Annotated in this window: 16 protein-coding genes; 9 read left to right on the forward strand and 7 right to left on the reverse strand. The window is 68.8% G+C overall.

Features of this window, described 5'->3' with window-relative positions:
- Window positions 1–90: 90 nt before the first annotated feature.
- A complete protein-coding gene (locus ABT092_RS15430; protein WP_351243907.1) occupies window positions 91–1563 on the forward strand; it encodes a CCA tRNA nucleotidyltransferase in 1473 nt (490 codons plus the stop codon).
- Between the two features lie 52 nt (window positions 1564–1615).
- Here ABT092_RS15430 and ABT092_RS15435 read toward each other — a convergent pair whose 3' ends face one another.
- The 3 genes from ABT092_RS15435 to ABT092_RS15445 all read right to left on the reverse strand — a co-directional run bounded on the left by ABT092_RS15435 (window position 1616) and on the right by ABT092_RS15445 (window position 4851).
- Window positions 1616–2878, reverse strand: coding sequence for an MFS transporter (locus tag ABT092_RS15435; RefSeq protein ID WP_351243909.1), 1263 nt, complete (start codon window positions 2876–2878; stop codon window positions 1616–1618).
- 138 nt (window positions 2879–3016) lie between these two features.
- Window positions 3017–4099, reverse strand: coding sequence for an inositol-3-phosphate synthase (locus ABT092_RS15440; RefSeq protein WP_351243911.1), 1083 nt, complete (start codon window positions 4097–4099; stop codon window positions 3017–3019).
- Between the two features lie 44 nt (window positions 4100–4143).
- Window positions 4144–4851, reverse strand: a complete 708-nt coding sequence (locus ABT092_RS15445) for a PadR family transcriptional regulator (RefSeq protein WP_351243912.1) — start codon at window positions 4849–4851, stop codon at window positions 4144–4146.
- A 393-nt stretch (window positions 4852–5244) separates the two neighbouring features.
- Here ABT092_RS15445 and ABT092_RS15450 point away from each other — a divergent pair, with 393 nt between their 5' ends.
- Together ABT092_RS15450 and ABT092_RS15455 are read left to right on the forward strand one after the other, a co-directional pair.
- On the forward strand, window positions 5245–8088 hold the full coding sequence (locus ABT092_RS15450; protein WP_351243914.1) for a transglycosylase domain-containing protein: 2844 nt from the start codon (window positions 5245–5247) through the stop codon (window positions 8086–8088).
- A 105-nt stretch (window positions 8089–8193) separates the two neighbouring features.
- Complete coding sequence (locus ABT092_RS15455; RefSeq protein WP_351243916.1) at window positions 8194–9738, forward strand: glycosyltransferase family 87 protein; 1545 nt, start codon at window positions 8194–8196, stop codon at window positions 9736–9738.
- A 46-nt stretch (window positions 9739–9784) separates the two neighbouring features.
- Here the strand turns inward: ABT092_RS15455 and ABT092_RS15460 are convergent, their stop codons facing one another.
- From ABT092_RS15460 to ABT092_RS15470, 3 genes are all read right to left on the reverse strand, one after another.
- On the reverse strand, window positions 9785–10816 hold the full coding sequence (locus tag ABT092_RS15460; protein ID WP_351243918.1) for an alanine racemase: 1032 nt from the start codon (window positions 10814–10816) through the stop codon (window positions 9785–9787).
- Between the two features lie 104 nt (window positions 10817–10920).
- On the reverse strand, window positions 10921–12042 hold the full coding sequence (locus ABT092_RS15465; protein ID WP_351243920.1) for a lipid II:glycine glycyltransferase FemX: 1122 nt from the start codon (window positions 12040–12042) through the stop codon (window positions 10921–10923).
- 133 nt (window positions 12043–12175) lie between these two features.
- Entirely contained in the window at window positions 12176–12490 is a 315-nt protein-coding gene (locus ABT092_RS15470) for a hypothetical protein (protein WP_351243922.1), read from the reverse strand.
- Between the two features lie 256 nt (window positions 12491–12746).
- Between ABT092_RS15470 and rpsF the strand changes: the two genes are divergently transcribed.
- The 4 genes from rpsF to rplI all read left to right on the forward strand — a co-directional run bounded on the left by rpsF (window position 12747) and on the right by rplI (window position 14441).
- Window positions 12747–13037, forward strand: a complete 291-nt coding sequence (gene rpsF / locus ABT092_RS15475; RefSeq protein WP_028804085.1) for a 30S ribosomal protein S6 — start codon at window positions 12747–12749, stop codon at window positions 13035–13037.
- A gap of 71 nt (window positions 13038–13108) precedes the next feature.
- Window positions 13109–13696, forward strand: coding sequence for a single-stranded DNA-binding protein (locus ABT092_RS15480; RefSeq protein ID WP_351243925.1), 588 nt, complete (start codon window positions 13109–13111; stop codon window positions 13694–13696).
- Between the two features lie 45 nt (window positions 13697–13741).
- Window positions 13742–13978, forward strand: a complete 237-nt coding sequence (gene rpsR, locus ABT092_RS15485; protein ID WP_003949403.1) for a 30S ribosomal protein S18 — start codon at window positions 13742–13744, stop codon at window positions 13976–13978.
- Between the two features lie 16 nt (window positions 13979–13994).
- The gene (gene rplI, locus ABT092_RS15490; RefSeq protein WP_351243927.1) at window positions 13995–14441 is read left to right on the forward strand and encodes a 50S ribosomal protein L9; all 447 of its coding nucleotides are present in this window, start codon (window positions 13995–13997) and stop codon (window positions 14439–14441) included.
- 88 nt (window positions 14442–14529) lie between these two features.
- Here the strand turns inward: rplI and ABT092_RS15495 are convergent, their stop codons facing one another.
- Window positions 14530–15876: an MATE family efflux transporter gene (locus ABT092_RS15495; RefSeq protein WP_502968447.1), complete on the reverse strand. Its 1347-nt coding sequence runs from the start codon at window positions 15874–15876 to the stop codon at window positions 14530–14532.
- Between the two features lie 451 nt (window positions 15877–16327).
- Between ABT092_RS15495 and dnaB the strand changes: the two genes are divergently transcribed.
- Together dnaB and ABT092_RS15505 are read left to right on the forward strand one after the other, a co-directional pair.
- Window positions 16328–17806, forward strand: coding sequence for a replicative DNA helicase (gene dnaB / locus ABT092_RS15500; RefSeq protein ID WP_351243931.1), 1479 nt, complete (start codon window positions 16328–16330; stop codon window positions 17804–17806).
- Between the two features lie 43 nt (window positions 17807–17849).
- Window positions 17850–18671, forward strand: coding sequence for an alpha/beta fold hydrolase (locus tag ABT092_RS15505; RefSeq protein WP_351243933.1), 822 nt, complete (start codon window positions 17850–17852; stop codon window positions 18669–18671).
- The last annotated feature ends 57 nt before the right edge of the window (window positions 18672–18728 follow it).

Consider the following 18728-nt stretch of genomic DNA (forward strand, 5'->3'; position numbering starts at 1 on the left):
TCCGGAGATGGCTCACCCCATGCAGGGTACGGGGCCGCTGCCGGTGATCGAGAGGGATTCCCGGTGCCGGGGCACGTACCCTTTTCTGTTGTGCCGAACGCCAAAGAAGACAACCTCAGCGCCCTGAGCCAGGCGCAGCACCGTGCCGTCAGCGAGCTGCTCCGGGTCTCCCCCGTCGCCGATGAGCTAGCCCGCAGATTCCAGCAGGCGGGGTACACCCTCGCCCTGGTCGGCGGGTCGGTCCGCGATGCGCTGCTCGGGCGCCTCGGCAACGATCTCGACTTCACCACGGATGCCCGCCCCGCGGAGGTGCTGAAGATCGTGCGCCCCTGGGCGGACTCCGTCTGGGAGGTCGGTATCGCCTTCGGCACGGTCGGCTGCCAGAAGGACGCCCGGGTGGAGGACTCCGCCCCTGCCCAGCGGTTCCAGATCGAGATCACGACCTACCGTTCCGAGGCGTACGACCGGACCTCGCGCAAGCCCGAGGTGTCCTACGGCGACTCCATCCAGGACGACCTGGTGCGTCGTGACTTCACGGTGAATGCGATGGCCGTCGCCTTGCCGGCGAAGGAGTTCATCGATCCCTACGGAGGGCTGGAGGACCTGGCCGCCGGGGTGCTCCGGACGCCGGCCGCTCCCGAGGACTCCTTCTCGGACGATCCCCTCCGCATGATGCGGGCGGCCCGGTTCGCGGCACAGCTGGACTTCGAGGTCGCCCCGGAGGTCATCGAGGCGATGACCGCGATGGCGGACCGCATCGGCATCGTCTCGGCGGAACGCGTCCGGGACGAGCTGAACAAGCTGCTCCTCTCCGCTCACCCTCGGGAGGGGCTGAGCCTGCTGGTGGAGACGGGGCTCGCCGAGAAGGTGCTTCCCGAGCTTCCCGCGCTGCGCCTGGAACGGGACGAGCACCACCGGCACAAGGACGTGTACGAGCACACCCTGATCGTGCTGGAGCAGGCGATGGCCCTGGAGCAGCAGCCGGACCTCACCCTGCGGATCGCCGCTCTGCTGCACGACATCGGCAAGCCGCGGACGCGACGCTTCGAATCCGATGGTCGGGTCTCCTTCCACCACCACGAAGTGGTCGGGGCGAAGATGACCAAGAAGCGCCTCACCGCCCTCAAGTACCCCAATGACGTGGTCAAGGACGTCTCTCGGCTGGTGGAGCTGCACCTGCGCTTCCACGGCTACGGAACGGGTGAGTGGACGGACTCCGCCGTACGCCGCTATGTCCGCGACGCCGGCCCGTTGCTGGAGCGGCTGCACAAGCTGACCCGCTCGGACTGCACCACGCGGAACAAGCGGAAGGCGTCTGCCCTCTCCCGGGCGTATGACGGGCTGGAGCACCGCATCGAGCGCCTTCAGGAGCAGGAGGAGCTGGACGCCATCCGTCCCGATCTCGACGGGAACGAGATCATGGAGATCCTCGGTGTGGGGCCTGGACCGGTGATCGGCCGTGCGTACTCCCATCTGCTGGAGCTCAGGCTGGAGAACGGCCCCATGGAGCGGGACGCGGCGGTGACCGCACTGAAGGAGTGGTGGACGAACCAGTCGGATTGAGCGGCCCTCCGGTGGTGTTTCACGTGAAACACCACCGGGGTCGGGCGGTGTTTCACGTGAAACACCGCCCACGTCCTCGGGCCAGGAGGAGGGCAACCAGCGCGTACAGCGCCGCCACGAGCACGGCCAGGAGGACGGAGCGTCCATCCGGCGGGAGGACCAGGGCCGCCACCCCGGCAGCCCCGACGAAGGCGATGTTGAACAGCACGTCGTACACCGAGAAGATCCGTCCTCGGAACGCATCGTCCACCGCACGCTGCACCACGGTGTCCGTCGCGATCTTGGCCCCCTGTGTGGTGAGGCCGATGGCGAAGGCGCCGATCAGGACCGACGTCGGTGTGAAGGGCAGGATCGAGACGGGCGTGAGGACCGCAGCGGCTCCCGCGCACACCGTGATCCAGCCGTAAGGACCGATCCTCCCCGCCATCCAAGGCGTGATCAGGGCTGCGACGAAGAATCCGGCACCGGAGACGCCCACCGCGAGTCCCAGGAGGGCGAGGCCGTGCGCGCCGGACGGCCAGGCGTAGCGGCACAGCATCAGCACCATGACGGTCAGGGCTCCGTAGCAGAAGCGCATCACCGTCATGGCGGTCAGTGCCCAGGCAGCGCCGCGGCGTCGGTGCGCCGTGAGATGCCCGAGGCCGGCGCCCAGCTCGCGTGCGGTGCTCGCCAGCTGTGTGCTCCAGCGGAGGCGCAGCGGCTCGGGCCCGAGTGCATGCCGCCCGATGCGGAGCGAGGCCAGGGCCGCACCCAGATACAGCACCGCCCCGAGCAGGACCACGGCGGCGTCGGAGTCCGAAAAGACCAATCGCACGCCGAAGGCGAGACCACCGCCGGCGGTGGCGGCCACGGTGCCGGCAGTCGGGGACAAGGAGTTGGCGATCACCAACCGCTCGCCGTCCACCACCCGGGGGAGTGAGGCGGACAGCCCGGCGAGGACGAACCGGTTCACGGCGGTGACGCAGAGGGCGGAAGCGTAGAAGAGCCAGTTCGGTACGTCACTCAGGATCAGGACCGCGGTCGCCACGGCCAGCCCGGCGCGCAGCAGGCTGCCGAACAGGAACACCTGACGGCGGGACCAACGGTCGAGAAGCACCCCCGCGAACGGTCCGACCAGGGAGTAGGGCAACAGCAGGACCGCCATCGCCGAGGCGATGTCCGCAGCGGAGGTCTGCTTCTCGGGCGAGAAGACCACGTAGGCGGCGAGAGCCACCTGATACACGCCGTCACCACTCTGGGAGAGCAGCCGTACGGTCAGGAGGCGCCGGAACCCCGGGAAGCGCAGAAGGACTCGCAGATCCCTGACGACAGCCATGGGCCTCACCCTCACATACGCGAGGGGTCCCCGGGCGATGCCCGGGGACCCCTCGGCGGCTCCTGGAGGGTGGCGAGGGCCACCCTCTCGGGCCTCGGTGCGTCAGACCTCCGGCAGCCGGACGTCCGCAACCCGGGATCAGCGCTCGACTTCACCCTTGATGAACTTCTCCACGTTCTCGCGGGCCTCGTCGTCGAAGTACTGCACCGGCGGCGACTTCATGAAGTAGCTGCTCGCGGAGAGGATGGGGCCGCCGATGCCGCGGTCCTTGGCGATCTTCGCAGCGCGGAGGGCGTCGATGATGACACCCGCGGAGTTCGGGGAGTCCCACACCTCGAGCTTGTACTCCAGGTTCAGGGGGACGTCACCGAACGCACGGCCCTCCAGGCGCACGTACGCCCACTTGCGGTCGTCGAGCCACGCGACGTAGTCGGACGGGCCGATGTGGACGTTCTTCTCGCCGAGCTCCCGGTCGGGGATCTGCGAGGTGACGGCCTGTGTCTTGGAGATCTTCTTGGACTCCAGCCGCTCTCGCTCCAGCATGTTCTTGAAGTCCATGTTGCCGCCGACGTTCAGCTGCATCGTGCGGTCCAGGACGACGCCCCGGTCCTCGAACAGCTTCGCCATCACACGGTGCGTGATGGTGGCGCCGACCTGCGACTTGATGTCGTCGCCCACGATCGGGACGCCGGCCTCGGTGAACTTGTCGGCCCACTCCTTCGTGCCGGCGATGAAGACCGGGAGGGCGTTCACGAAGCCGACCTTGGCGTCGATGGCGCACTGGGCGTAGAACTTCGCCGCGGCCTCGGAGCCGACCGGCAGGTAGCAGACCAGCACGTCGACCTGGCGGTCCTTGAGGACCTGGACGACGTCGACGGGGGCCTCGGCGGACTCCTCGATGGTCTCGCGGTAGTACTTGCCGAGACCGTCGAGGGTGTGGCCGCGCTGGACGGTCACGCCGCTGGACGGGACGTCGCAGATCTTGATGGTGTTGTTCTCGCTGGCACCGATGGCGTCCGCGAGGTCGAGGCCCACCTTCTTGGCGTCGACGTCGAAGGCCGCGACGAACTCCACGTCACGGACGTGGTAGTCGCCGAACTGCACGTGCATGAGGCCCGGCACCTTGGACGCCGGGTTGGCGTCCTTGTAGTACTCGACGCCCTGCACCAGCGAGGCGGCGCAGTTGCCCACGCCGACGATGGCTACGCGAACCGAACCCATTCCGGTTGCTCCCTGTGTGTACTCGGAGAAGTCCTGAGCGGACTTCACATGGCGGTGTCGTCGGACGGGTCCGGCCGGGAGTCCCCATGCCGGGGCAGGCCGCCCGCTTTCCCTGAGGTGTCCTGCTGAGCCGTCTCGTGCCGGGCGGGGTCCCCGCCGGGGGCCGGGGCGGGCGGCTGCTGCCGCTGCTCCCGTCCGGCCCGCTCGCTCTCGATCAGCTCGTTCAGCCAGCGCACTTCCCGTTCCACGGACTCCATGCCGTGGCGCTGAAGTTCGAGGGTGTAGTCGTCGAGGCGTTCCCGGGTCCTCGCCAGAGAGGCGCGCATCTTCTCGAGACGCTCCTCCAGCCGGCTCCGGCGCCCTTCCAGCACGCGCATGCGCACGTCCCTCGACGTCTGCCCGAAGAAGGCGAAGCGAGCAGCGAAGTGCTCGTCCTCGTATGCATCGGGACCTGTCTGGGAGAGCAGGTCCTCGAAGTGCTCCTTACCTTCCGCGGTCAGCCGGTAGACGATCTTCGCGCGGCGCCCCGCCAGTGCTGTGGCGAGGGCGTCTTCGGAGGTGCCTCCGGACTCCTCGATCAACCATCCGTTGGCGACGAGGGTCTTCAGGCAGGGATAGAGCGACCCGTAGCTGAAGGCGCGGAACACCCCCAGCGATGTATTGAGTCGTTTCCGCAGCTCGTAGCCGTGCATGGGGGCCTCGCGCAGCAGGCCGAGAACGGCGAACTCAAGGATGCCGGAACGCCGGCTCATCGTTGCCTTCCTCCTGTCGGTCCGCTGTGCCATCCGCCGGGGCCGGGCCCCTGCACGGCCTTTATGCCGAACTGATGTATCGACTCGATACATCACGACGATAGAACGGCCTTCCGCCTGCGACAAGAGGGGGCACGGTGAACGGCGTCACATCACTGATTCGTGGGAAGCAAGTTGCCTGATTTGGGGTGAACTTCAGGACTAGGCGGGTTTTGACGGTGCGTAGTCTGTGCGGCATGCAGTCCAGCGGAGCCGAGCAGCGCACTCGTGCGTGGTGGTCCTGGGCGCATTGCGGATGGGTGTCGAGCGGTGCCGCATCCGTATGTCGGGGGAACCGGGAAGACAGCCGCCGTTTTCGGGCGCGGGAGCGCCTGCCCTAGGAGTAGTCGTTCGATGAGCGAGCACCGTCGGAAACCGCCGCAGCCGCAGAGCGGCGGACGCGCCGCGGCACGACGCGGCACGTCCGGATCAACGGGGCGTCGTGCGGCCCCGCACCACACCACGCCGTCCCCCTCCGCCTCGTACGGCTCCCCGGAGGGGGGCCAGGACGCGGAAGAGCGCCCCTACGGAGGAAGGGCGGACGCCCGGCGGGCCGCGCAGCGGTCGGGGACCCGCCGCCGCCCCGCGGACGGCGGCGGCCGCGGGGCCGGTGGCGGCGGCCGCAGGCCGGGCGGGGGCGGCGGACCCGGTCGCGGGCGGGGCCGCGGGGGCGGTCCGGAGAAGAGGCGCTTCATCGACTACCCGCGGTCGGACACGTACGGCTGGCGTCGCTGGTTGCCCTCGTGGCGCCTGGTGACGGGCACCTGCCTGGGCTTCCTGACCCTGATGATGGGGGCCGCGGGGCTGGGGTACGCCCTGGTCGACGTGCCCAACGCCAACAATGCCGCCCAAGCGGAGAGCAACGTCTTCTACTGGGCCGACGGTTCCCAGATGGCGGCCACCGGAGGCACCAAGAACCGCCAGATCGTGGGGGTCGACCAGATTCCCACCTCCATGCAGAACGCCGTCATCGCCGCGGAGAACGCCACGTTCCGCGAGGACCAGGGCGTCGACCCGATGGGCATCGGCCGGGCCATGTTCAACATGGCCACCGGCGGCGAGACCCAGGGCGGTTCGACGATCACCCAGCAGTACGTGAAGAACATGTACCTGAATCAGGAACAGACGATCAGTCGCAAGGTGCAGGAGCTCTTCATCTCGATCAAGGTCGATGCGAAGAAGAGCAAGGACGACATCCTCGCCGGGTACCTGAACACTGCCTTCTACGGGCGCAACGCGTACGGGATCCAGGCCGCGGCGCAGGCGTACTTCGGCCGGGACTCCAAGCAGCTGAGCACCGAGCAGTCCGTTTTCCTCGCCGCCCTCCTCAAGGGGCCGAACCTCTACAACCCCGACGGCGGCGTGGGCGCCGCGGCGACGCCCGAGGCCAACCGCGAGCGGGTCGAGAAGCGCTGGGCGTGGATTCTGGACCGCCAGGTCGACGTGGGCCTGATGGACGCCGCGGAGCGGGCCAAGTTCACCAAGTTCCCCAAGCTGAAGAAGCAGACCTCGACCCTCGGCGGGCAGACCGGCTACCTGGTCGACATCGCCAAGGACTACGTCGCGAAGAAGACCGGGAAGAAGCCCGAGGAACTGGAGCGCGGCGGCTACCACGTCTACACGACGTTCGACAAGAAGAAGGTCCGGCAGCTGGAGAAGGCGGTGAACGACACCCGCAAGGGCTTCCTCGACGAGAAGAAGCGCGAGAAGGACCGGCTGGTGCAGTTCGGCGCGGCCTCCGTGGACCCGGACAACGGCAAGATCGTGGCGCTGTACGGGGGCCCGGGCTACGACGAGGGCCACTACACCAACAACGCCAACACCAGCGGCGTCCCGGTCGGCTCCACCTGGAAGCCCTTCGTCCTGGCCTCGGCGATGGAGTTCGGCACCTACGCCAACGGCCGTGAGCCGCTCTCCCCGATGACCAAGTACAACGGCAACGACCTCATCGTCATCAAGGACCGGAACGGGAATCCGATCGAGGACGCCCAGGGCCGGCCCTTCCGTCAGAAGAACGAGGGCACCAAGCCCTGGGGCCAGGTCACGCTGGTCGAGGCCATGCAGGAGTCCATCAACACCCCGTTCGTCCAGCTCGGCATCGACGTGGGGCTGGCCAACACCCGCACGACGACGAAGAAGCTGGGCATCCTGGAGGAGAGCTTCGACAAGGGGAACCTGGGCAACGCCTCCTTCTCCCTGGGCACCTCGACCCCGAGCGCCATCCGGATGGCCGACTCCTACGCCACGTTCGCCAATTCCGGCAAGCAGTACGAGCCCTACTCGGTGACCAAGGTCGAGTACAAGAAGAACAACCAGACCCAGGTCCTCTCCGGATTCGAGGCGCCCACCGGGCGGAGGGCACTCTCCGAGCCCGTCGCGGACACCGTCACCAAGGTCCTGGAGAACGTCGTGCAGAACGGTACGGCGAAGCGGATCAAGGACATCGGGTTCCCGGTCGCGGGGAAGACGGGCACCACGGACAAGAACAAGTCCGCCTGGTTCGTCGGCTACACCCGGGAGCTGTCCACCGCCGTCACCCTCTTCCGGACGGACCCCAAGGAGGGCGAGCTGCTCTCCATGAACGGCACCGGGGGCATGGACTCCATCCACGGCGGTGACATCCCGGCACAGCTCTGGGAGGACTACATGGCGGAGGCCCTGAAGGACGCGGAGCACAAGCCGTTCCCCGAGCCCAGCAAGGAGGTCGGCAAGGTCTTCGATCCCTCGCCCTCCGCGACGTCCAGTGCCTCGGCCCCCGAGCCGACCAAGGAGGAGACGAAGGAGCCGAGTACTCCGCCCACCACCAAGGAGGAGGAAGAGGAGGAGGAAGAGGAGGAGAAGCCCACTCCGCCGCCCTCCCCCGACCCGTCCTGCGACCAGTGGGACTGGGACTGCAACAACAGCTCGGCCAACAGCGTCGGCGGTGCCAACGGTGCCAACGGCAGCTCTTCGGACGGTGGGAGCACCGACGGCAGCGCTGCGAACAGCGGGGGCACCAACGTCGGCACCCCCAACGGCGGAACGACCGACGGCGGAGCCAACGGCGGAGTCTCGACCGGCCCCGGCACCACCGGGCAGACCGGCACGACCGGCACCACCGGGCAGACCGGTGCCGGTGGAAACAACGGGACCAACGGAGCCAACGGGGGGACCACCGACGGAGGCACCGACGGCGGTTTCCTCGGAGGGTCGGGCTGATCGCTGAAGGCGATCGATGTTTCACGTGAAACGAGGACCGCTGCACGAACGTGCAGCGGTCCGTGCGCTCGGACCCTCCGGGGTTCGTACGGCAGGATATGCGCCATGCCCAGTGCCACGACACCGCCCGATGCGCACCCAGCCGCGGCTCCACCGCCTCGGACGGACGTGGTCGCACCGACCCGGGAGGACAAGGTCTCCGCGGTCGGCAGTGAGCTGATCGGAGGCCAGATCGGTCGGCGTGCCCTGGTCGGCGCCCATTGGTGGACCCCGGTGCGGGTCATCGCGCTCATGACGATCGGCATGTTCGCCCTCGGCATGGTGCAGAAGTTCCCCTGCTACGACGGGGGCTGGTTCTTCGGCGCGAGCTCCCAGTACACCCATGCCTGCTACTCGGACATCCCCCACCTGTACCCGGGGAGGGGCTTCGCCGATGGCTTGATTCCGTACTTCGATCGCCTGCCCGGTGAGATGGAGTACCTGGAGTACCCGGTGCTCACCGGCGCCTTCATGGAGGTCGCCGCCTGGCTCACCCCGGGCGGGGGCAGCCTTCAGCACCAGCAACAGATCTACTGGTACGTGAACGCCGGCATGCTGATGGTGTGCGCGGTGATCATCGCGGTCTGTGTGACCCGGACCCACCGGCGGCGGCCCTGGGACGGTCTCCTGGTGGCGTTGGCCCCGGCCTTCGCACTGACGGCCACCATCAACTGGGACCTGTTCGCGGTGGCCCTGCTGGCAGCCGCGGTGCTGATGTGGTCCCGGGGCCGACCGCTCGCCTTCGGGGTCCTGCTCGGGTTGGCGACCGCCGCGAAGTTCTATCCGTTCCTGGTGCTGGGACCGCTGTTCCTGCTCTGCTTGCGAGCGGGTGCCTGGCGGGCCTTCGGCAAGGCGCTCTTCGGGGCCGCCGGCGCCTGGCTCGTGGTGAACGTCCCGGTCATGGTGCTGGCTCCCGAAGGCTGGGCGAAGTTCTACGCGTTCAGCCGTGAACGCGGTGTCGACTTCGGGTCCGTCTGGTTGATGATCTCGCAGCGGCTGAACGTGCACATCAGCCCCGACAGCGCCAACAACTACGGCATCGCCCTGATGGCGATCGGCTGTGCGGCGATGATTCCGCTGACCCTGATGGCACCGAGACGGCCCCGGTTCGCCCAACTGGCCTTCCTGGTCGTCGCCGTGTTCATCCTCACCAACAAGGTCTACTCCCCCCAGTACGTGCTGTGGCTGATCCCGCTCGCCGTGCTGGCCAGGCCCCGCTGGCGGGACCTCCTGATCTGGCAGGCGGGAGAGGTGGCGTACTTCCTCGGCATCTGGATGTACCTCGCGTACACCACCAGCGGAGACGCCCACCGCGGCCTGCCCCCGGACGGGTACCACGCCGCCATCGTGGCGCATCTGCTGGGCACTACGTACCTGTGCGTGGTGATCGTGCGGGACATCCTGCGGCCGGACCGGGACGTGGTGCGCCGCAACGGTGAGGACGATCCCTCGGGCGGGGTGCTGGACCGGGCGCCGGACGTCTTCGCCTGGGTTTCCGCAGCACGGCGGGAGCGGACCGCGGAGCCGGCACCGGCCCGCGTGGGGTGGGGACGCCCCGACCCGCCGGAGGACGCCCTCCGGAAGCCCCCGGAGCCCATCCGCCCCGTCTGACGGAACGGCGGGAGGGCGGCACCGACCGGTGCCGCCCTCCCGCGGATCAGCGCTCGACGAGGCGGTCGAACTGGGTCGTCGTGTGCCGGAGGTGCGCCACCAACTCGTCGCCCACCCGCGGCTCGGGAGCGTCCGAAGGCACGAACAGGATCGACACCTGCATGTGCGGCGGCTCCGCGAACCACCGCTGCTTGCCGCCCCACACGAAGGGCGAGAGGTTGCGGTTCACCGTCGCCAGGCCCGCCCGCGCCACGCCCTTGGCCCGGGGCATCACCCCGTGCAGCGCCTTCGGCGCCTCCAGGCCGACCCCGTGCGAGGTTCCGCCCGCGACGACCACGAGGTAGCCGTCCGACGCCACCTTCTGCTGGCGGTAGCCGAACCGCTCGCCCTTGGCGACCCGGGTGACGTCGAGGACCGCCCCGCGGTACTCCGTGGCGTCGTGGTCGCCCAACCACAGCCGGGTGCCGATGCGGGCACGGAACCGGGTCTGCGGGAACTGCTGCTGGAGCCGGACCAACTCCTCGGCCCGCAGATGGCTGACGAACATGGTGTGCAGCGGCAGGCGTGCCGCCCGCAGCCGATCCATCCAGCCGATGACCTCCTCGACGGCGTCCGAGCCGTCGGTGCGGTCCAGCGGCAGGTGGATGGCGAAGCCCTCCAACCGGACGTCCTCGATCGCGGCGTGGAGGTGGGGCAGGTCCTGCTCGCTCACCCCGTGCCGCTTCATCGTCGACATCACCTCGATGACGACACGGGCGCCGACCAGGCCGTGCACCCCGTCCACCGAGGACACCGAGCGGATCACCCGGTCCGGCAGCGGGACGGGCTCCTCACCGCGCCGGAACGGGGTGAGGACCAGTAGGTCCCCGCTGAACCAGTCCTTGATCCGTGCGGCCTCGTAGGTGGTGCCCACGGCGAGGATGTCCGAGCCGAAGCGGGTGGCCTCCTCGGCGAGCCGCTCGTGCCCGAATCCGTAGCCGTTGCCCTTGCAGACCGGGACGATGCCCGGGAACTGTTCGAGCACGTGCTTGTGGTGTGCCCGCCAGCGCGCGGTATCGACGTAAAGCGTGAGCGCCATGCCGGTCCCGGTACCTTTCTCGTGGCTGCGGTGTAACAGAGATATCGACGGAAATTCTGCCAAGTGCCCCCGAAGGCCGTTGCACCGGAGGTCGCGGACCGGCCTCAGCGACGCGACATGTAGATGTCGAGGGCCTTGTGGAGCAGCTTGTTCAGCGGGAAGTCCCACTCGCCGAGGTACTCGGCGGCCTGGCCGCCGGTGCCCACCTTGAACTGGATCAGACCGAAGAGGTGATCCGACTCGTCCAGCGAGTCCGAGATCCCGCGCAGGTCGTAGACGGTCGCCCCGAGCGCGTAGGCGTCCCGGAGCATGCGCCACTGCATGGCGTTCGAGGGGCGGAACTCGCGCCCCTTGTTGTCGGAGGCCCCGTAGGAGTACCAGACGTGCCCGCCGACGACGAGCATGGTGGCGGCGGCCAGGTTGTCGTGGCCGTGGCGGGCGAAGTACAGGCGCATGCGGTTGGGGTCCTCGGTGTTCAGGGCCGTCCACATGCGCTGGAAGTACGACAGCGGCCGGGGCCGGAAGCGGTCCCGCACGGCGGTGATCTCGTACAGCCGCTGCCACTCCTGGAGGTCGTGGTAGCCGCCCTGGACGACCTCCACGCCCGCCTTCTCGGCCTTCTTGATGTTGCGCCGCCAGAGCTGGTTGAAGCCCTTGTGCACGTCCTCCAGGGAACGGTTCGCGAGCGGAACCTGGAAGATGTAGCGGGGCTGCACGTCACCGAACCCCGCGCCGCCGTCCTCGCCCTGCTGCCATCCCATGCGCCGCAGTCGGTCGGCCACCTCGAAGGCGCGCGGCTCGATGAAGTCGGCCTCCACGTCCCGCAGCCGCTTCACGTCCGGGTCCTGGATGCCCTTCTTGATGGAGGTGGACTCCCAACGGCGGATGATCACCGGCGGGCCCATCTTCACCGAGAAGGCACCCTGCTGCTTCAGGTGCGCCAGCATCGGGCGCAACCAGTCGTCGAGGTTCGGCGCGAACCAGTTGATGACCGGGCCCTCGGGCAGGTAGGCGAGGTAGCGCTTGATCTTGGGGAGCTGTCGGTACAGCACCAGCCCGGCGCCCACCATCTCGCCGGTCCTGCCGTCGAACCACCCGAGGCTCTCCGAGCGCCACTCCGCCTTCACGTCGGCCCACGCCGGCACCTGCATGTGGCTTGCCGCGGGCAGGCTCTGGATGTACGCCAGGTGCTGCTCTCGGCTGATGGTCCTCAGGGTCAGGCTCATGCGGGGCGCTCCTCGGGCTCGTATGTCCCCATGCTGACAGGGGCTCCGGCTCTCGCGCCGAAGCCTACTGCGCCTGGGGACGGCCCCGACTGGCCCGTGTGCCCTTCCCCCGCGGGGGAAGGGCACAACGTCGTCAGCTGATGACGCCGCCGAACAGTCCGCCGTGCGCCATGCCGATGAAGAAGCCGACGGCCGAGGCGCCCAGCCCCAGGACCAGACCGAACCGTTCGCGGGTCGTCTCCGAGATGTACTGGCCGTATCCGCCCACCAGGATGCCCACCAGGCCGGTCCAGGAGCTGAGCAGGTGCAGACCGCTCCAGATCGACGAGATGATCGCGGTCAGTCCCAGGACCAGGGCGACCACGACGAGCGTGTCCTGTAGGGGATGGGGCTTGCCGTCGGTGGCGAAGATCGAAACGCCGGTGTTCGGTCGCATTGCCTGTGCCATGGGCACCTCCTGCGCAAGGGCGGCGCCACACGGCGCCCTCCCGTCCGATGGGTCCAGAGTGCGACGGGTTACCGGCGGATTTCAACCGGAAGCGGATGAGCGGGTAGTCTGTACGGTCTGCACCGGTGTCTGCCCACGGCCGCCGAACCCGGAAGGGGCTCGATTGTCAGTGGTGCCCGATACCGTTGCGCACGCATAACAACCCTCCTGCCACGGAACGACCGTGGCCGTTGAGTCCAGAGGAGGTGGGTTCCACATGCGTCACTACGAGGTGATGGTCATCCTCGACCCCGATCTGGAGGAGCGCGCTGTCTCCCCCCTGATCGAGAACTTCCTTTCCGTGGTCCGCGAGGCCAACGGGAAGGTCGAGAAGGTCGACACCTGGGGCCGTCGTCGTCTCGCCTACGAGATCAAGAAGAAGCCCGAGGGCATCTACTCGGTCATCGACCTCCAGGCCGAGCCTGCGGTCGTCAAGGAGCTCGACCGGCAGATGAACCTGAACGAGTCGGTCCTCCGGACCAAGGTCCTCCGTCCCGAGACCCACTGAGCCAGCGGCTCGGTTTCGGGATTCCCGAGTAGCAGCACAAGCAGCCAGCAGCAATCGCCGAGAGGTTCCCCATGGCAGGCGAGACCGTCATCACGGTCGTCGGCAATCTTGTCGACGACCCCGAGCTGCGCTTCACCCCTTCCGGTGCGGCGGTCGCGAAGTTCCGTGTCGCGTCCACACCCCGCACCTTCGACCGCCAGACCAATGAGTGGAAGGACGGCGAGAGCCTGTTCCTGACCTGCTCGGTCTGGCGCCAGGCGGCGGAGAACGTCGCCGAGTCGCTTCAGCGAGGCATGCGCGTGGTCGTGCAGGGCCGGCTGAAGCAGCGGTCCTACGAGGACCGTGAGGGTGTCAAGCGCACGGTCTACGAGCTGGACGTCGAGGAAGTCGGCCCCAGCCTGAAGAACGCCACGGCCAAGGTCACCAAGACCACCGGTCGCGGTGGCCAGGGCGGGTACGGCGGCGGCCAGCAGGGCGGTGGCGGCTGGGGCGGAGGCTCCGGCGGCCAGGGCGGCCAGGGCGGTGGCCCCGGCGGCCAGGCTCCTGCCGACGACCCCTGGGCCACCACGCCGTCCGGCGGCGGCCAGCAGGGCGGCGGCAGCTGGGGCGGAGGCTCCGGCGGCAACAGCGGCGGCTACTCGGACGAGCCCCCCTTCTAAGGCGCGGGTTCGTACCACACTTCTTGATCACACAGGAGAAACACCATGGCGAAGCCGCCTGTGCGCAAGCCGAAGAAGAAGGTCTGCGCATTCTGCAAGGACAAGGTCACGTACGTGGACTACAAGGACACGAACATGCTGCGGAAGTTCATTTCCGACCGCGGCAAGATCCGTGCCCGTCGCGTGACCGGCAACTGCACGCAGCACCAGCGTGACGTCGCCACGGCCGTGAAGAACAGCCGTGAGATGGCGCTGCTGCCCTACACCTCCACCGCGCGATAAGGGAAGGGTGACTGACATGAAGATCATCCTCACCCACGAGGTCACCGGCCTCGGCACCGCCGGCGACGTCGTGGACGTCAAGGACGGGTACGCACGCAACTACCTGATCCCGCGGAACTTCGCGATCCGCTGGACCAAGGGCGGCGAGAAGGACGTGGCGCAGATCCGCCGCGCCCGCAAGATCCACGAGATCGCCACCATCGAGCAGGCCAACGAGATCAAGGCTCAGCTGGAGGGTGTCAAGGTTCGCCTTGCCGTCCGCTCCGGTGACGCCGGTCGGCTCTTCGGTTCCGTCACCCCGGCGGATGTCGCCTCCGCGATCAAGGCCGCGGGCGGCCCCGAGGTCGACAAGCGCCGCATCGAGCTGGGCTCGCCCATCAAGACGCTGGGCGCCCACGCGACGTCCGTGCGCCTGCACCCCGAGGTTGCCGCCAAGGTCAACATCGAGGTCATCGCGGCCTGAGCCGTAGCAGAATGGGGCCACACCTCCGGGTGTGGCCCCATTCGTGTGTCTGGACGGCGGGCTGTTTCACGTGAAACACCCGCGACGGTCAGCGGGTGGCACCCGTGACGATCCAGCGACCGGAGCGCGAACGCCACCAGAGCGTCAGCATCCGCACGGCCATCATGAGGCTCATGGCGACCCAGAGGGCGGTGAGCCCCCAGCCGAGGACGGGGACCAGGAGCGCCATCGGAACGAAGGCGACCAAGGTGATCAGCATGGCGCCGGCGAGGTAGGGGCCGTCTCCCGCACCCATCAGGACCCCGTCCAGAACGAAGACGATGCCGCAGATCGGTTGTGCCAGGGCAATGACGATCAGGGCGGGGAGAGCCGCTGTCTGCACGGCGGGATCGCTGCTGAACAGGGGGATGTAGAGGGGGCGCGAGAGGACGACCAGGGCACCGAGCACCACGCCGGAGACGACCCCCCACTCGACCATGCGGCGGCAGACGGCTTTGGCCCCTTCCGCGTCGTCGGCACCGAGGTAGCGACCGATGATGGCCTGCCCGGCGATGGCGATGGCGTCGAGCCCGAAGGCGAGCAGGCTCCAGAGGTTCAGGATGATCTGATGTGCCGCTACCTCGGCGTCGCCCAGTCGTGCGGCAACCGCGGTGGCGATCATCAGGATCAGACGGAGGGAGAGGGTGCGCACCAGGAGCGGGGCACCGGCCCACGCGCTGGCCCGGATGCCGGCTGCGTCCGGGCGGAGGGAAGCGCCGTGGGTACGTGCTCCCCGTACGACCACGTACCCGTACACCGCCGCCATGCCGTACTGGGCGATCACGGTGCCCCAGGCCGATCCAGCGATGCCCAGGCCGGCTCCGTAGACCAGGACGACGTTGAGGACGGCATTGGCCAGGAAGCCGCCGATGGCGACGTACAACGGGGTCTTGGTGTTCTGGAGGCCGCGCAGGATGCCGGTGGCGGCGAGCACGATCAGCATGGCGGGGATGCCGACCGCGGAGACACGGAGGTAGGTGAGGGCATAGGGCGCCGCCGTGTCGGAGGCGCCGAACAGCGAGACCAGGGCCGGTGCGGTCGGCAAGGTCAGCGCGGTGACCGCGATGCCGAGGAACACGGCGAGCCAGACTCCGTCCATGCCCTGGCGTATGGCTCCCGCGAGGTCGCCTGCACCGACCTTGCGGGCGACGGCGGCTGTGGTGGCATAGGCGAGGAAGACGAAGATGCTCACGGCGGTGAGGAGCAGGGCCGAAGCGATGGCGAGTCCGGCCAGTTGCGCGGTGCCGAGATGACCCACGATGGCGCTGTCGGCCATCAGGAACAGGGGCTCGGCGACGAGGGCGCCGAAGGCGGGCACAGCCAGGGTGACGATCTCACGGTCGTGCCGGCGCCGGGCAGCTTTGGTCGTCGCGGGCACATGTGTCATGGGCACCAAGGTAATCGTCCACAGGTAAGAGATGCAATCCGCGATAGGCCCTTACTTTGATCCTTGGGGGGCGCCATGGGGCGGGGCGGTGCCGGATGGATCGGCCCGGCGTGGAAACTTTTTCTTCTGCACAGGCAGTGCGCGGAGAAGGTCCAGGTCAGAGGTGGTGCGGAGGGGCGGGCGAGGGCTTGTTCACAGTCCTGTCCACCGACTCGTGCACAGGTTTCGGCGGGTTCTCCACAGTGTGGGGGCGGTTTTCCACAGAGCTTGTGGATAACCAGATTGGCTGGGGCTGGCTACGGGCCTACCGTGGTCCGGCGCCCGCCCTGTCCTCCGGCGTCGGAAACCAGGGAAACCCGACGCGTCGCAACGGGAGTCGGGACCCTTATTTGTCAGTGTCGTGCCGTAGGAAAGAAGGGCACGGCGAGGTCCGCTCGGCGGACGGGAGGAGGTGGCCCGGGTGAGCATTTCCGAGCCCTTGGACGAGCCGTGGGCTGACAGCGGGCCCAGCGATCGGCTGCCCGCCTCCCGTCAGCGCGGTGACCGGGGCCGGGGCCGCTCGGACCGCACCGACCGGGGCGAGGGCGCGGATTCCTGGGACGGGGCCGGGCCGGCCTTCGAGCGGGTGCCCCCGCAGGACCTCGACGCCGAACAGTCCGTGCTCGGCGGCATGCTGCTGTCCAAGGACGCCATCGCCGACGTCGTCGAAGTCATCAAGGGCCACGACTTCTACCGGCCCGCGCACGAGACGATCTTCCAGGCGATCCTCGACCTCTACGCCAAGGGCGAGCCCGCCGACCCCATCACCGTCGCCGCGGAACTCACCAAGCGCGGTGAGATCACCCGCGTCGGGGGCGCCTCCTATCTGCACGGCCTGGTGCAGACGGTGCCCACCGCGGCGAACGCCGAGTACTACGCGGAGATCGTCCACGAGCGGGCCGTCCTGCGCAGGCTGGTCGAGGCCGGCACCAGGATCACGCAGATGGGGTACGCCGCGGACGGCGACGTCGACGAGATCGTCAACAGCGCCCAGGCCGAGATCTACGCCGTCACCGAGCAGCGCACCAGCGAGGACTACCTCCCGCTCGGCGACATCATGGAGGGCGCCCTCGACGAGATCGAGGCGATCGGATCGCGCAGCGGCGAGATGACCGGTGTGCCCACCGGGTTCACCGACTTCGACTCGCTCACCAACGGGCTCCACCCGGGCCAGATGATCGTCATCGCCGCCCGCCCCGCCATGGGCAAGTCGACGCTCGCCCTGGACTTCGCCCGCGCGGCCTCCATCAAGAACAACCTGCCGAGCGTGATCTTCTCGCTGGAGATGGGGCGCAACGAGATCGCGATGCGCCTGCTCTCCGCTGAGGCCCGGGTGGCGCTGCACCACATGCGCTCCGGCACGATGACCGACGAGGACTGGACCCGACTGGCCCGCCGGATGCCCGACGTCTCGGCGGCCCCGCTGTACATCGACGACTCCCCGAACCTGTCGATGATGGAGATCCGGGCGAAGTGCCGCCGGCTGAAGCAGCGCAACGACCTGAGGCTGGTCGTCATCGACTACCTCCAGCTGATGCAGTCCGGCGGGTCGAAGCGGGCCGAGAGCCGTCAGCAGGAGGTCTCGGACATGTCCCGGAACCTGAAGCTCCTCGCCAAGGAACTGGAACTCCCGGTGATCGCCCTGTCGCAGCTCAACCGTGGTCCCGAGCAGCGCACCGACAAGAAGCCCATGGTGTCGGACCTCCGCGAGTCGGGCTCCATCGAGCAGGACGCCGACATGGTGATCCTGCTCCACCGGGAGGACGCCTACGAGAAGGAGTCGCCCCGCGCCGGCGAGGCCGACCTGATCGTCGCCAAGCACCGCAACGGCCCCACGGCCACCATCACCGTGGCCTTCCAGGGCCATTACTCGCGTTTCGTGGACATGGCCCAGACGTAGGGCGCGTGCCCTCCCCGTCCCCGTCCCGAGGAGGAGAGTCCCGATGACCGAACCGACCACCGGCAGGCTGCGGGTGAACGGTGCCGTGTTGCACTACGAGGTGCGCGGTCGGGGGCCGTTCCTGCTGTTGATCCCCGGGGGGACGGGCGGTGCCGCGTCCTTCGACGGCATCGTCGAGGACCTCGCGGGCGACCACACCGTCGCGACCTACGACCCGCGCGGCATCGCCCGCAGCCCCGTGGACGACCCCGGGGCGGAACAATCCGTGGCCGAACACGCCGAGGACGCGCTCCGGGTGCTGGAGGCGCTGGCACCGGACCGGTCCGCGCAGGTGTTCGGGGCGAGTTCGGGGGCGATCGTCGCCCTGCACCTGCTCACCGTGCACCCCGAGCGCCTGGTGCAGGTCGTGGCACACGAGCCGCCGGTGGTGGAGGTACTGCCGGACGCGGCGGAGCACCGCGCGTTCCTGGTGCGGGTGCAGGAGGCCCTGCACGGGCAGGGGGTCGCGCCGGCGATGGCCGTGTTCGCCGCGGGGCTGGCGAAGGACGGCGGGGCACCGGCGCCGAAGGCGCGGGCGGGGGCCTCGCCGCGGGCGGCGGCGGACCTGCCCTACTTCCTCGGGCGGATCGTGCCCCGCTTCATGGCCTACGCACCGGACGTGCCCGCGTTGGAGGTGCTGTCGGAACGCCTGGCGCTCGGCGCGGGGGCGGACTCGCGGGGGGAACTGCCGCATCGCGCGGTGACCGGCCTGGCCGACCGACTGGGCAGGGTGCCGCACCCCTTCCCCGGCGGGCACATCGGTCTGACCACGCATCCGGTCGAGTTCGGCGAAACCCTGCGGAAGGTCCTCCGGCCGTCGACGTGAACCCGCCGGCCCCGGACTCCGCTCCCCCGGCGGGCCCGGGGTACACCGGGGCCGGCG

This window comes from Streptomyces sp. NPDC002490 (genome assembly GCF_040296045.1).
GTDB lineage: Bacteria > Actinomycetota > Actinomycetes > Streptomycetales > Streptomycetaceae > Streptomyces.